The sequence below is a fragment of the Streptomyces sp. NPDC057654 genome, assembly GCF_042800135.1.
In the GTDB taxonomy this organism is placed as follows: domain Bacteria; phylum Actinomycetota; class Actinomycetes; order Streptomycetales; family Streptomycetaceae; genus Streptomyces.
In genome coordinates, this window is the sequence record NZ_JBHVHQ010000002.1 from 49,852 (window position 1) to 65,500 (window position 15,649).

Below are 15,649 nucleotides of genomic sequence, written 5' to 3' on the forward strand. Positions count from 1 at the left end.
TTCGTGTACCACACCATTCGCGTCGCGGCCTACGAACCCGACCCGCTCCACGGGCCGTGGCGGGAGAAGATGAGGGTGCTGCGGCTGGGCGAGGAGTTGCACACTGAGCTCACCAGGATGCACGCCGAGGCCGACAACGGCTCCGTCCACCCCGACCGACTTCCCGTACGAAGGCTCAACTCCCTGCTCCAGGCGATGGCCCCGGGCGTCATCGCGACAGGCCGCAACGCCGGCGCGGACGCCCGCCTGCCGTGGCTCTACGCACGGGAAGCCGTCCCTCCGGAGGTGCTGCTCCCGGTGATCGGCACGTGGGCGGCGGGCATGTACCGGGAGGAGGACGACACCGACGGCGCCGATTTGGAGGAGAGGCTCCGCTCCGATGGCCCGGCCGCCGTCCAACTGCCGCGTTGGGAGAACGAATCAGTCGACCTCGCCGAGACCGTGACCTCGGCGGGCGGAACCGCTGAACCCGCCGCGCGGCTCTACAGTCTGTTGCCCGAGTGCGTAGCCTTCCGGCTTGCCGCCCGGACGTTCCGTACCGGGGGTGCCACACTCCACTTCCGTGTCGAGAGCTCGGGCAACGGTGCGCGGCTCGTCTCCTGGCCGCCGCAGCGGTACGAGCGTCGCGGGCAGACCTGGTACTACTCGGCCTGCCTCAACATCACCGTCCACACAGTGCCGTTCGCCCCACGGTTCCGCGTCCATGTGTCCACCCAGGTACGCCGGTGGGCTACCCGGTTCGACGTGCGCCCCCATCAGCTCGGCGGCACGACCGTCCTGCTCGACGCACCGCTGCCATGGCCGGGAGGGCCGGACCGGGGTCACCGGATGATGGTGAACACCCTCGGCTACGACCGACGGCTGAAGGAACTGGCCTGGCGCCGCCACAGCCCGGCCCCGCTCGTGCCCGAACTGGATATCGTACGCAGCTACCCGGAGCCCGCGGAGCTCTTCACCCACCCGGAACGCTGGATCAACGGATCCGGGGACGTGGCCGCCGGCATCGTCTACCACCCCTCGATCGGCCCGCACAAGGTAGGCCCCGGACTGATGCCACAGGAACGGGCGGATCTGGACGCCTGGGTGGAGGAAGGGCTGTGCCCCATGCTGACTCGGGTGTGTGATCTCACGCGGGTTACCAGGAGCAACACCCCCTCTTTGATGCCTCGTTCGGGTGCCGGACGCGATCCGGGCTTCCGTGAGGCGCAGCTGACCTTGCAGCGGCGGGCGGCGCTGGCGCGCGCGCTGAACAGTCGTCCCCTGGAGATCGACCTCTTCTGGCAGTCCCCGGAGACCCGTGCCGCACTGCTCGCGGAGCTGCCGAAACTCATCGGCTTTCCTCCGGGGGAACGAGTGGGCCCCGCTGCCGACGACACCTGGCAATGGCGGAGCGAGGGGGTCGAGATCCGCGTACGAGCCCGGCGCGCGGGGCCCCTTGCGGATGCCCTGCCGGTCTCTCGGGAACGCAGGCGCCCCAGGGCAGTCCGGCTGGCCGAAGCCATCGAAGACCGCTGCCGGCTCGTGGCGGACCGGATGACCCCGTGTCCTGACGGAGTTGGAGTAGTGATCGCGGAGATCGCCGGCAAGGAGCGCTTCGCGGCCGTCCCGAACTCCGACCCCAAGCACGCGCTGCGCATCGCCTGGGCGCGGCAGGGCCGACCGAGCCAGTTCGTCAACCTGCCCGACGACACCGACGGCGGCCTTGAGCACCGGGCCAGGTGGACCTGGCTGGACGCCTTCCGGCAACTCGGCGCGATCAGCCCGCCCGCACACCGGGTGGGAGCCGGACTTCCGGGGGACCTCCAGTACGCGGCGCTCTGGTTCGTACGCCACACCAGGAAGGGGCCCACGCGATGCCCCGTCCGCCGGCTGGTCGCGGTGCGGGTCCGCCCCGGGGACGGACCGGGCGCCATCGAAGGGTGGGATGCCGAGCGCGCCGAATGGGTTCCGTACCCGAAGCTGTTGCTGCTGCTTTCCCGGACGGAGAAGCCGGTGACGGATGCGGGAGAGGAGGCGGATGCGGGGGGTCCTGCTGACAGTGCGACCGGCCGTGGAGGGCTCCGGCCTGCCGCCCGGCCGGGCATGCGGCAGCACAGTCAGCGGGAGACCGAGCGGCAGATCCGCGCGCTGCTCTTCCAGCTCCGCGACCGCCCGACGCTCCTGCTGGCGGACGCCGGTAATCTGCGCCAGTGCTGGCCCGGTCTGCGCAACGGCGAACTTCATCGCGACATGCTCGGTTTCGGCGCCGAACCCGCCCAGCGCCACACGCTCTACGGCGACGACCTGCGGGTGGTGCTCGTGCGGGACGCCAACGCGCGGGAGGAAGTGGCGGAGTGGTACGCCCACGACAGCAAGGACAAGGTCGGCTTCGCCGAGGGAGTGTGGGGGACGGCGGAGGCGGAGAGCCGTGTCTTCGCGAGTACTGCCTCGACCCCGCACACGGTGGTGAAACTACCCAGGGGACTCATGAAGCTGGCGCCCACGGCACAGGGCCGGACAGCACCCGGGAAGACCGCCTGGAACCCCGGGCAGCTGGAGATCACCGTGCTCGGCTGCCTGTCGGAGAAGGTGCTGGCGGACTCGGGGCGTGAAGGGGACGTGCCCGACCGGCCCGCGGAGTGGGCGACGCTCACGCACCAGCTGCGTTACCACGACGACTATCCGCCGCTCGCCCGGCCCCTCCCGCTGCACCTGGCGCGTCTCGCCGGTCAGTACGTGCTTCCGATGGCCGGAACGAAGGAGGAGAAGAGCACGCCATCCGTTTCATGAGGGTGAGCCGGGTCGGCACATGCGGGCCTCGGCGTGATCTTGTGCGTCCAGGGTGGGCCCCCGGCCCGAGTGACCTCAGTGCGCCCGCACCGAGGAGAGAAAGCGGCTCGGCTCCCCGTGCCACGACACCCGCAGCGCCTCCCGGGCCCGGGTGCAGGCCACGAACAACAGGCTGAGTTCGCCCAGCAGGTCCTCACGGTGCTGTTGGGCGTCGGTCTCCTCGGCTGTCACGGCGTTGCGCAGCGGAACCGTGCCCTCCTTGACGCCGGCCACCGCGACGCAGCGGAACTCCAGGCCCTTCATGCGGTGCATCGTGCCGATCCGGATTCCGTGACCGGTCGCCGACGCGCCGCCGAGCACCACGGCCGGGACGCCCGACTGTTCCAGCGCCTGCCTGATCTCCCTACCGAGCTGGGTGTAGCGCACCGCGATGCCGATCTCGTGCGGGGCGACGCCGGCATGCGTCCATTCGAGGATCTGACCCACCAGCCCGGCAAGCTCCTCCGGTTTGCCCTCGGCACCCGAAGTCCGGGGCAGCGCACCATGAAAGGCGGAGCGGTAGCCATTCAGCGACTCGGTCCCCTCGTCCATGTCGTCGACGGATTCACCGGTGAGCAGCGCCGTGGACCAGGCCAGGATCTCCTGCGTGGTGCGATAGTTGATGCGCAGCCGGGTGGAGCGGCCGGTCACCGAGATGCCGAGGCTGCGCAGCGAGACCTTGTTGCCGTAGATCCGCTGGTAGGTGTCGCCGGCGATGAACAAGTCATCTGGTCCGGGGGCCGTCAGGGCGCGCAGCAGCCGCCATTGGGCCGGATGCAGATCCTGCGCCTCGTCGATCACCACATGGCGGAACGGGCGCTCGCCGCCCTTCGCGTCGAGCAATCGGGCGGCCTCCGCGCAGACCTGGAGGAACGTCCACTCCCGCGCCAGCGCCAGTTCCTTGGTGAAGGCCTCGACGGCACGCCACACCTGGGCCCGCTTGAGCGGCCCGAGCGCGGTCCCGCGTCCGGAGCGCGCCGCCTTGAGGTAGGCCTCGGGCGTCCGCAGGTTTTGGGCGAGTACGACCTGTCGCCACTCCTGGTCGAGGAAGACATCGGTGAAGTCGACGCCGGTCCGGCGAGCGATCCGGGCCCAGCGCGCGGTGATCTCCTTGTGGTCGGAGACCAGCGTGAGAGGAGCGCCGCGGTCCTCGCGTACGAGCTGGTGGGCGAGCGCGTCCACGTTGACCACTCTGATCTTCGTCCGCAACGCCGGGTCGGGGATGAGGATTTCGAGACTGTGCCGGAGGTCGGCGGCGAGGTCCCTGGTGTACGTGGTCAGCAGGATGGACTCGTCCGGGGCGTCGGCGGGAAGCTGCCGCGCGAGGTGCAGGGCGCGGTGCAACGCGACGACGGTCTTGCCCGTGCCGGGGCCGCCCACGACACGCGCCGGCCCCTTGTACGACGGCCGGTAGGCGACCCGGTGCTGACTGGGGTGCAGGAACACTCGCCAGGCGTCGAACGGCCGCTCCAGGATCTCCATCAGCTCGTCGGGACCGGTGACGAGGGCGATACGTCCTCGGGAGCGGGCCATCGCGGTCGACAGGTCGTCCGGGGCGGCGGGCGACGGGGACACGTCGCCGCTCGGTACGACGTTGACCTCCTGGGACGCCGACGGCGAGGCGTGCTCCAGTTGGACCGCCACTACTTCACGCCAGACGTCCTCCGGCGTCATCCCGGCCGCGAGCCCGGCGAGCACGTCGTACTGCTGCTCCGGGAGGATCTTCTGCAGCGCGTCGAGATGGGCCTCGTCGGCGAGGTGCCGGACCAGCGGCAGCAGATCGGCGTCGATGCCGAGCCGGACGAGATCCTTGTCGCCGACCCCGTCGAACAGCCGCCGGTCGACTTCGCCGGCCAGCGCTCGTACGCCCGCCGTCGCGCGTTCCAGGGCCACGTCGTTACGCAGCTCGATGCCCTGGGTCGCCGAGTTGACCGTCGCCCGGTGCTTGACGGCCCAGGCGATCGCGGCGTCGTGCGGCATGACCTTGAGCAGCAGGAAACTGTCGCCGGACGCGGGGGCGAGGACGACGCCGCGCATGAACTTGTCGATGCGGATGGTCCGGATCCGCGGGTCGCGCGGCTTCTCCAGCTTCTCCAGGTGCAGGCCGGCGTGCCGGTGTGCCTGGAACTTGTCGAAGACCTCCTGGACCCGCCTCTGAACGGGTTTCTCCAGCCGGGCGAACTCCATCAGGAAGTCCTTGTGGATGCCCAGCGTCGCCATAAGTTCCTCCGCGCCTGCGGCCGGTGGGCCGGCCCTTCGGTTTTCCTGATCACCGTACCCGGATGGGGAAGAATGACGGGCAGTCTTGCCAGACCTCGCCGGAGAGGGACGCCCGTGCACGCTCAGGAGACCACGTTCAGCAAGCTCGTCCAGGGGGAGATGCAGTTCCAAGTCCCCCTGTACCAGCGCACTTACAGCTGGCAGCAGGCGGAGCTGAGGCAGCTCTGGGACGACGTCCTGGAGCTGGTCGAGGAGCGGCTGGCGGACCGTCCGGTCGCCGGGCACTTCCTGGGCTCGGTGGTGCTCGCCCCGAGCGCCGTCGCCGCCGGTGTGATGCAGCGCTGGCTGGTCGTCGACGGGCAGCAGCGGCTCACCACCCTGATGCTCGCCTTCACCGCCCTGCGCGACCACTACCGGGAGCAGGGCACGCACAAGAAGGCCGCGCGCATCAACGACCTCCTGCTGGTCAACAGCTACCGCGAGGGCGACGAGCACTACCGGCTGCTGCCCACCCAGGCGGACCGGGACGCCTTCACCGCCTGCGTCGAGAACACACCGCGCGCGGGCGGCCCGGGCAACATCGGGGCCGCCTACCGCTTCTTCCTCGGCGCGCTGGCCGAGGGCGCCGAGAGCGGCGGAGAGCAGTGGACCGAGGCGGTGGAGACCGTACTGGGCGGGCAGTTGTCCATCGTCGCGATCACCGCGGCGGAGGGCGACAACGTCTACCGCATCTTCGAGTCGATCAACAACACCGGCGTCGGGCTCAGCCAGAGCGACCTGCTGCGCAACTACGTCTTCATGCGCCTGCCGACCCGCGGCCAGGCCGTCTACCGCAACCGCTGGCTGCCCATGCAGGAGCTGCTCGGCCCGGAGAACCTCGAACTCCTCGTCTGGCTGGACCTGGTGGTCAGCGGCAACAGCCGGGCCAAGCAGAGCGAGACCTACCGCGACCAGAAGAAGCGCCTGGAGGCCCTGAACGGCGACGAGTCCACGCTGGAACGGGAGGTGGCCGCCCTGGCGGAGCGCGCGGAGCGGCTGATGCGGATTCTGAAGCCCGGACGCGAGCGGGACCCCGGCCTGCGGCTGGCGCTGGAGCGGCTCGACCGATGGGGCGGCATGACCCACTACCCGCTGGCCCTCCACCTCCTGGACCGGGTCGACGCCGGGCAGGCATCCGCGAAGGACGCGGCCCAGGCCCTTGCCTACGCGGAGAGCTATCTGGTCCGCCGCTTGTTCGCCGGCCTGTCCACGACGGGCAACAACCGGGTCTTCATGGAGCTCCCCAAGGAACTGGACAAGGACCTGCCGCCCGCCGAAGCCGTACGCGGCCATCTCTCGCGCAGCACCGCCGGGCCCCGCCTCTGGCCTCGCGACGAGGCCGTCCGCGAGGCGATCCGTACCCGCGCCTTCTACAAGTCGGGCCGCGGCGGACAGCGCTTCCAGGTGCTGCGCAGACTGGAGGAGAGCTACGAGGCCAGCGAGCCGGTCGACTATGCCAAGGCGCGGCTCACCGTGGAGCACGTCCTGCCGCAGAATCCCGCCCAGGACTGGTTCGACCTGCTGGCGGAGGAAGCCGAGGACGCCCAGAGCCCCGCCGAACTGCTGGCCATGCTCGTGCACACCCTCGGCAACCTCACCCTGTCGGCCGACAACGCGCGTCTGTCGAACCACCCCTTCCGCCGTAAGCAGGAGATCCTCGACGCCAGCGCCCTGCGGATGAACCAGAAGATCGCCGCCCAGGCTCGCTGGGGCCGGGCCGAAATCCTCGCCCGCTCCGACGAACTGGCCGACCGCGCAATGGTGTTGTGGCCGGGACCGATCGAGGACCTGGCCCCCGCCGACGCGGAGTCGCCGGTCTGGGCGGAGCTGCGCGCGGCCTTGCGGGCCATGCCCGCCGGCTCCTGGACGACGTACGGCGAGCTCGGCGCCCTCGTCGGTACGCACGCCATCGCCGTCGGCAACCACCTGATGTCCAAGGCGGGGATATACGGGGCCCACCGAGTACTGACCGCCGACGGCCGGGTCGCCGAAGGATTCCGCTGGTCCGACGACCAGGACAAGCGCGATCCGCGTGACCTCCTGGAGTCCGAGGGCATCTCCTTCGACGACGCGGGCCGGGCTCACCGCTCCCAGCGGCTGACAGCCACCGATCTGGCAGCCCTCCTCGGCAAGGACCCCGACGACCTCGCCATGCCGTCCTCCCCGGGGTACGAACAACTGCCGGCCGCAGCCCGCTTCGAAGCCCAGCTGAGTGACAACCAGACACCGGAGACCGCCCAGGGCGTACGCGCCGCGCTGTCCACTTGGGAAGAGCTGGGCGGCTATCGCGACTATGGCAAGGCGAGCGAGACCAGCTGCTATCCCGCGATCCAGGTGGGTGAGGAACCGCACTCGCGCGTTCTGTGGCCGATCACGCTCTATCCCGTGACCGGCGTGGTCGAGGTGGTCTTCCAGCACCTGAAGCGCCGTCCGCCCTTCGACGACGAACCGCTGCGCCGTGAATTGATGACCCGTCTGAACAAGATCGACGGCATAGAGCTGGCCGAGGCGAAGCTGGATCTGCGCCCCTCCTTCCCGCTGGAGGCATTCGCCGACCATGGGGAGGAGATCCGTGCCGTACTGGAGTGGTTCGTCCACGTCGTCGCGTTGGCCGAGGCAAGGCGCCCGGTGGACGGCGGTGACGAAGACGGGAACATGAACACGATGTTCTGACGGAGGCGGGTGCTCCCTGACTCGAATCGATCTTCTGGGTTGAACGGGGCGCAGGCAGGCAGCAGCGCCAGGTCCATATATGCCTTGGGGAGGAGAAACCCATGACAGCAACGCCGACGCCGAGCACCGAACTGGCGGGTGTGGCCCAGCGGTCCGTGCGGCGCCGCGAGGGTGATCAGGACCCCACGGCCGTACCCCGGATCAGCGACCTGGTCGAGGTGCGCGGTCAGCGCTGGGTGGTGGCGGATGTCGACCACGGGAACGCGAAGCGGCAGGGCGCCCCCCGCCACTCTCGTCACCCTCAACAGCGTCGAGGACGGTCGCTACAACGACACCCTCTCCGTCATCTGGGAAGTCGAGCCCGGTCGCCGCCGGCTCCCCTCCGGATCGCTCCCCGATGTCACCCGCACCGGCTTCGACCCGCCCGAGCGCCTCGCCGCCTTCCTGGACGCGGTCCGCTGGTCGGCTGTGACCTCGGCGGACGTCCGTACGCTCCAGGCCCCGTTCCGCTCCGGCGTCGCCGTCGAGCCGTACCAGCTGGAGCCGCTCTCCCGAGCCGTCGCCGCACCCCGCGTGAATCTGCTCCTCGCCGACGACGTCGGCCTCGGCAAGACCATCGAGGCCGGTCTGGTCGCCCTGGAACTGATCCTCCGCAACCGCGCCCACAAAATCATGATCGTGTGTCCGGCGGGCCTCACCATGAAGTGGCAGGACGAGATGGCCGAGAAGTTCGGCCTGGAATTCACCGTGATCGACTCCGAGCGCTGCGCCGAGGTGCGCCGCAGGCACGGCAGCTCCGCCAATCCGTTCACCATCTACCCGCGGGCCGTCGTCAGCCTGCCCTGGCTGCGCGGCCCCAAGGCCCAGCGGCTGCTGGCCGAGGTGTTGCCGCCAGAAGCGCCCGAAACCGCCGCCGCCCCGGCCAAGCGCGCCTTCGACCTGCTGATCCTGGACGAGGCCCACCACGCGGCGCCGGCTGCGCCCAAGCAGCTCTACCCCGTCGATTCCCAGCAGACCAAATTGATCCGCCGCCTCGCCCCGCACTTCGAGCACCGGCTGTTCCTCTCCGCCACTCCCCACAACGGCTACCAGGAGTCGTACACCGCACTCCTGGAGATCATCGACGGCCAGCGGTTCGCCCGAGGCATGGAACCGGACCCGGAGGCCGTCAAGGACACCGTCATCCGTCGCCTGAAGACCGACATCCGCGAACCCGACGGCACACGGCGCTTCCTGGAGCGCAACACCCTTGCTTTGCCCGTCGACTACACCGAGGACGAACGTCGCATCCACGGACTGCTCAAGGAGTACGCGCGACTGCGCCGCGCCAAGCTCGCCACCCGCCACAAGGGCGGTCGGAAGGCGGCCGATCTGGTCACTCTGCTGCTCAAGAAGCGCCTGTTCTCCTCCCCGGACGCCTTCGCCCGCACGATCGCCGTCTACCTGGACACCCTCCGGACCAAGAAGCAGCGAGCCGCCGAGGAGATCGAGAACTGGCAGGAGAGCTTCTTCGAGGACTACGCGGACTTCGACGACGAGCCGCTCGCCGAGGCCGAGGACGACGCGATCGCCCGCGCGACCACCCTCCAGCCCGGTACGGACGGCGACGAGGCAGCCCTCCTGGAGCAGATGCAGGAGTGGGCACTCCGTCACCAGGCCCAGGCCGATTCCAAGGCCGATGAACTGATCTCGTACCTCAAGGCCGTCTGCCTCCCCGACGGTGAGCACTGGACCAACGAACGCGTGGTGATCTTCACCGAGTACCGCGACACCCAGATCTGGCTCCAGAACCTGCTCCGCGACCACGGCCTGGGCGGTCTGGGAGGCGACCGCCTCACCCTCCTGCACGGCGGCATGAAGGCCGAGGAACGCGAACACCTCCGCCTCGCATTCCAGGCTGAACCCGCCGAGAACCCGGTCCGCGTCCTGCTCGCCACCGACGCCGCCGGCGAGGGCATCGACCTCCAGCGGCACTGCCACCGCTTGGTCAACTACGACATCCCCTTCAACCCCAACAAACTGGAACAGCGCATTGGCCGAGTCGACCGCTACGGCCAGACCGTCGCCCCCGAGGTCGTCCACTTCATCGGCAGCGGCTATGCCAGGAACGCCGACCCCTACGACGCCGACCTGGAATTCCTCGCCCGCATCGCGAAGAAGGTCGCCCGCATGGAGGAGGACCTCGGCAAGGTCAACGCCGTCCTCGCCGAAGCGGTGCAGCGCTGGATGACCGGCGACCTCTCCGCCGCCTTCGACGTGGAGCACGCCGAGCTGTACGCCGACCGCAAGGCGCGCCGCGGCGGCAACGTGACAGCCGAGCGCGACGTCCAGGCGCAGGCCATGAAGCTGAAGGAGCAGGTCGACGCCACCGTCGCCACCCTCGGCATCACTCCGTCCAAGGTCGCCCGCGTCGTCTCCACCGCCCTCCCGCTCGCCCGCCAGCAGGTCATCACTCCGATCCTCGACGAGAGGGAGTTCACCGAAGGCTTCTACCGCGTTCCTGTCCTCACCGGCTCCTGGGAACGCGCCGCGCAGGGCCTGGCAGACAAACTGCGCCCCGAGATCCAGCGGCCCATCACCTTCGACGCGCGGTCCGCCAAGGGCCGCGACGATGTCGTCCTCGCTCACCTGGGACACCCGCTGGTCGCCATGTCCACCAGGCTGCTCCGCGCCGCCGTCTGGAACCAGGACCAGACCGGCCTGGCCCGCGTCACCGCCATGGTCAGCGACCACTCCGAGCTGGAGACCACCTTCGTCGGCGTCTTCGGCCGCTTTGTCCTGGTCGGAGCGGACGGCATCCGTCTCCACGAGGAAGTCCTCCAGGCCGGCGGCTGGCTGCGCGGCGCCGACGGCGATGGCTCGGCCCGCTTCAGTCGTCTGGAGCGCACCACCACCGTCCGCGCCCTCCTCGACAGTGCTCTCGCCGACTCCGTCCAGGCCTCCCCATTCGTCCAGGAACGCCTCGCGGACGCCTGGCCACAGGTCGGGGAAGGCCTGGTCTCCGCCCTGGAATGGCGGGCCCGCAACCGTCAGTCCGCCCTGGAGAGCCGCCTGGAGAACCGACGCCGCGCCGAGACCGACCGGATCGTTGCCAACAGCGACCGGTTCCGCGACTCTCTGCGCGCCGCGCTCGGACAATCCTCGGAGGAAGACGGCCAGTTGCAGCTCGCCTTCGACGAGGCCGAGCAGCAGCGCCGCGACCGCGAGAACTGGGAGCAGCGCCTTGCGGCCGTAGAGAGCGTAAAGCAGCGCGAGACCGCCGCGATCGCCGCCCGGTACGCCGCCCCGAAGCCGCTTCTCTTTCCCATCGCCGTCGTCTTCGTCGTTCCCCTCCGGGAGGCCGTGAAGTGAACACTGCCTGGTTCTCCGCCTGCCCGTATGGGCTGCGTTGCGAGTACGGCGTCCAGCAGATCGGCGATTTGGGCGGCATCTGTGCCTACCCGGAGGACTACCGGTGCCGGACTTCCACGTCGTCCTGGTCTGAGGCTGCGGAGCGTGGTTGAGGTAGGGCAGGCGTTGGACTCTGTTCGTCGACCGGCAGCTGGTCCGGAAGCGGGTTACGCGAGCGGATCTCCTGCTCGTGTCGTCGCTGGTTCTCTTCGAGGAGGCGGTCGAGGACCTCCTGGCGGACTACGGGGCCGACGGTGTAACGAGGGCCCTGGCGGGTGTTGTGGAAGCCGTGGTGGAGCCCGCCGGGCTGTGCGAGGAGGTCGTGCCAGCCGTACGCGCGGGCGACCTCCTCGTCGATGGCGCGGTGGATGGCGCGGAGTTCGGTGATGTCGGGGGCGGTACAGGTCTCGTCGTGGACGAGGTTGTAGGTGGCGGTGAGGCCGCCGTGGGAGGGCATGATGTCGCGACGGTGGGAGTCGAGAAGGGCACCCGCCTTGCGGAGAGCTGGGGAGAGCTTCGGACGGGGCAGGCTCTCGAATACATCGGACGGAGAGTAATTAGTGCGGTTTTCCAGAGTCGACCCGTGCGTGATCGCCCACCAGTAGTGTGGCGCGGAGTCCAGCAGCGCCAGCATCGCCAAATCCTCAGTGGCGAACACTCCGAGTTTATGCGCGAAGACCTGGCTGGTTGGCACTAGCACCGGCATCACCATCTTACTCACGAGGGTGATCGCGAGAGCACGTTCCATCCCGGCCAACGCCTTGACCATGGCTGGCCGCTTCTCGCCGTACTGCCACCAGTAGTCCCGGTACACCTTCCGATTATTCATGTCACGCTCGGGTTTCACCAGCCGTTGAACCTGCTCGTAAGCCTCGGGAAATTCCTTGGCCCGCTCCTCGCTCCAGTTATGGAAGTTGATCACCCATCGGCTGGCTGTCCCCTCCGGGCCGAAATTGAGATCCTGACCGGTCAGGTAAGGGCACAAGACTTGCCGGTACCGCTCGTCCCGAGCGATGAGCGCCTGGGCAGCCTCGGGCGCGACGGTGAAGCCGAGCCCGAGGATGATGGCCCCCTGGAAGGCGATCCCCTGGTTCTCCGCCAGACGGTGCGCCATCCCTGTTACCCGCGACTCAGGATCCAGCAACGATGTGATATTTACGACCTCCACTTCGTCCAGGAGCCGTAGCCCTTGAGGCGCCAACGCCGCCCGACTCGTCCACACCGCGCAGTACTCAATGGCCGCGCTTCGCGACGGCCACGGCGCGCTCTTTATCGCCCGTCGTAACTCCACCCCATTCGCCACGAGCTGATCAAGACCGACTCTCCGGGTAGCACCCTGCGCTAGCGTGTTCGTCGCGATCAAGCCCGTCTGGCCGCGGTCGTTCAGTAGATCGTGGGCGCGTAACAGAAAGTACGCCACCAGGTCCGCACTGCCCCGTTTAGATCGTCCGACTCCGGTGACGTAGTAGTCCCGAAAGAGTTTTCCCAGTGCCCCTGTGAGCTTCTGGCCGCCAAGATAGGGCGGATTGCCGATCACAGCATCGAAGCCGCCCTGTCGGAATACCTCGGGAAAGCGGTATGGCCAGTGGAAAGGCTTCCAGTCGTCGCTGTCGGAGCCGAGGGCGCGGAGTATCGCGTGGCGGGTGGCCTCGATCATCTTCTGTTCGACTTCGGCACGGCCGGTCGGGTTGGACCCGCCCCACCGGCGTACGTAGTCCGCAGTCGATACTGCTGCGGCGTCGAAGCCCGAGCCGCCACGTGCAGCCTGGTTCAGGGATGTGGTGACAAGCAGGTCTGCAACGCGTTCTTGCAGCGCCACGGCCTCTTCGGCCTGGCGGAGGACCCGCCGCTTCTCCTCCAATGCGGCGAGCGACTCACCCGGGATGTCGACGATGCTCGCGCGCAACCGGCCAGCGCGCTCGACGTCGCTGCCAAACCCGGTGAGCTGGGGGACGGTCGCGGTGAAGTCGACCGGTGAGCGGTCGTGGACGCGGCGTTCGGGGAGCAGGTGCACCGCCTCCAGTTGTGCGTACGACGAGACACCCACCAGCGAGTCACCGTCGAGCAGACGGTCATCGAGGAAGGTGAATGGCATGTCAGGCTCGACGGTCTCCAGCCACAGAGCGAACTTGGCGAGTTCGACGGCGAGCGGATTGATGTCCACCCCGTAGAGACAGCGCTCTGCAATCTCACGGCGTGTCCGGATCATCCTTCGGTCGGCGTCGGCGTCGGCGTCGGCGTCGGCGTCGGCGGCCGATGGCTCACGGCGAGCCTCGGCCGGCTTTTCTCTCGCGCGGGCCTCCGTCAGCTTCTCCGCCAGGTACCGGCACGCGGCGACGAGGAAGGCCCCGGAACCGCAGGCGATGTCGGCGACCTTGAGTTGGAGAATCTCGTGGCTGGGCTTGGGGACCCAGGCCCGCTGGTCCGGAGTCTCCAGCGGGCCGTAGGAGTAGACCAGAGGCTGGAGTGCGTGCTGGGCCACTTCGGCAGCAAGATTCTCGGGAGTGTAGTGGGCACCGGTCGCCCTGCGCTTCGAGGAGCCCCCGACATACAGGCCCCCGGGAGGGACGACGACAGGAAGCCCGCGCAGGTCGTGGCGGATAATGCCGTGGAACGGGAGAAGGCGCTCGGTGAGGTCGATATCGCCGCCGGTAGCGGCCAACAACTTTCTTCTGGCTTCATTGAGCTCGGCGAAACCGAGTGGCCGGAGAGCGCTTTCGACAGCTTTCTTGGTGCCGATCCCCGACTTTTTGTACGTGTCCGAGAGTGCCGTGGCCAGTCGGTCGAACGCGTCCGGCCCCCGTCCCACCTCGGCGGCAAGGCGCTCCAACGCGGTCAGTTCCACCTGGATTTCTCGGCCGGCTTTGCCGGTCAGCCCGACGACCGGGTGCGTCGCGCGCTTGGCCTCGTATTCCAGAAGCCCCTCATAGACGTGCCCGATCTGCGAGATCGACAACTGACCGAAGTCGGTTTTGCGTGGTTCTCGGTCACGGCCGCTGCCGACGGTGACGTACTGCACCGCACGCAGCATGTGCAGCACGGTTCGGTCGTCGATGGGCCACGGTGAGCTGCCGTCGACGGGCTCCAACCAGGGGTGGCGACCGGGGTCGAAGAGGCTGCCGTCGTAGCCGCACACCTTGATGTCGGGGTGGTCGATGCCCTGGTAGACCGCGCGGAAGAGGGCGACCAGGCGGTGCCATGCCGCGTGGCTCTGCTCCAAGTCCTCCTCGCTCGTCGCCCTGGCCTGAGCTTCCAGCTCGGCACAGAGGCCGCCCGCCGAATAGGCGGCGGAATAGAGAGGGTTGTCGGCGGGAAGCAGGCCGCGCTCCTCGGCGAAGAAGGCGAAGAGGATACGCATCTGGGTGGAGAGCGCAGCCTTGTACACCTCGGCGGCGGGTCGTCGTCCCAGCCCTGGCCGGTTGCGGGCGCGTGCCTCTTGGTCGGTGCGCCCGATGGCGCTGACCAGGAGGTCGACGGCCTCCTTGACCTGGATTCCGAGGGAATCGGTCAGGGCTTCGGTCTCGTCCTTCATGCCGGCCAGCAGGTGGGCGAGGGTCTCGTCGTCGGGCACGGAGAAGAAGCGGCGGCGGGAGAGCAAGGAGAGGAAAGCGCGTACCACCGGACGGTCGGAGGTCGACGCCCAGTCCGCGGTGTCGAAGGTGACGTAACTGGTGGCGGCCTTGTGGGGAGCCCAGACGAGCGTCCACCAGCGGCCGGCCGCGACCAACCCGAGGCCGATGCCGTGGCGGCGGCACAGGCGGGCCAGCCGGTCCGCGGGCGACTCCGTCCAGGAGGTGCCGGACTGCCGGGCCGTCGGAACCGTACCTGGTGCGCAGACCAGACCGAGCAGCGCGATCTCCGACAGCTCAGGGGCGGCCGGATCGTCCGCGTCCGGGTGGACGAGGGCGAAGGACGGCGTCAGCGTCTCCTGGTGATCGGATACGTGGAAGGCGAGACGCCTGAGCAGGTCCGGATCATCGCGTAGGGCGTCTCCCCAGCCGAGCAGGGAATCCAGGAGATGCCGGATCCAGTCGTCGTGGAATCGGTGCGGTTCCGACTGCCAGGCGCGGTGGGCTTGGCGCAGTGGCCGCCGCGCTGCCTCGTCCAGTGCGTCGAGCCGGGGCCATACTCGGGTGAGCGTGGTCAGCGGCAGGAACGGGCCGTAGCGAGTGACCAGTCGTAGCCACTCCTCGTGCTGCTGCCTGCTGTCCGGGGGAGCTCCTCGGCGATCAGGAGCGCTGTAGGAGCCACGTGCCCTGGCTCCGGTCCGTGAGGCCGACGTGCTACGAGCCATGGGCACCCCCGCTGCGCAACGGTGATCCGGGCAGGTGCATTACGAGCCACCACAACTGAAGGTAGTCAGGTGGACACCTTTCGTACAGGGTGCCGCCGCAGATGGATTGTCAGTGTCAGCCCCTAACATCGTCAGCATCGTGCTTTTGACGGGTCGTCATGATCGTTGCAGCGAAGGGGGAACAGGCGGGGACGCTCGTACTGTGGACCATCGGGCAGGGTCCAG

The 15,649-nt window shown here is 68.8% G+C and carries 5 protein-coding genes; 3 read left to right on the forward strand and 2 right to left on the reverse strand.

The genetic code is table 11. From position 1 onward, the window contains the following. The first annotated feature begins 3 nt into the window (after window positions 1-3). On the forward strand, window positions 4-2,769 hold the full coding sequence (locus ACFU99_RS00505) for a pPIWI_RE module domain-containing protein (RefSeq protein ID WP_384383627.1): 2,766 nt from the start codon (window positions 4-6) through the stop codon (window positions 2,767-2,769). Window positions 2,770-2,844: 75 nt separating this feature from the next. Here ACFU99_RS00505 and ACFU99_RS00510 read toward each other — a convergent pair whose 3' ends face one another. Then, window positions 2,845-5,028 carry a UvrD-helicase domain-containing protein gene (locus ACFU99_RS00510; protein WP_384383629.1) on the reverse strand — a complete coding sequence of 728 codons (2,184 nt, stop codon included), beginning with the start codon at window positions 5,026-5,028 and terminating at the stop codon, window positions 2,845-2,847. 114 nt (window positions 5,029-5,142) lie between these two features. On the opposite strand from ACFU99_RS00510, the gene ACFU99_RS00515 reads away from it, so the two are divergent. Both ACFU99_RS00515 and drmD read left to right on the forward strand, forming a co-directional pair. Further along, on the forward strand, window positions 5,143-7,740 hold the full coding sequence (locus ACFU99_RS00515) for a DUF262 domain-containing protein (protein ID WP_384383632.1): 2,598 nt from the start codon (window positions 5,143-5,145) through the stop codon (window positions 7,738-7,740). 246 nt (window positions 7,741-7,986) lie between these two features. Next, complete coding sequence (gene drmD / locus ACFU99_RS00520; RefSeq protein ID WP_384383635.1) at window positions 7,987-11,091, forward strand: DISARM system SNF2-like helicase DrmD; 3,105 nt, start codon at window positions 7,987-7,989, stop codon at window positions 11,089-11,091. Between the two features lie 97 nt (window positions 11,092-11,188). Here drmD and ACFU99_RS00525 read toward each other — a convergent pair whose 3' ends face one another. Continuing rightward, window positions 11,189-15,424: an Eco57I restriction-modification methylase domain-containing protein gene (locus ACFU99_RS00525; protein WP_384383638.1), complete on the reverse strand. Its 4,236-nt coding sequence runs from the start codon at window positions 15,422-15,424 to the stop codon at window positions 11,189-11,191. Window positions 15,425-15,649: the final 225 nt, after the last annotated feature.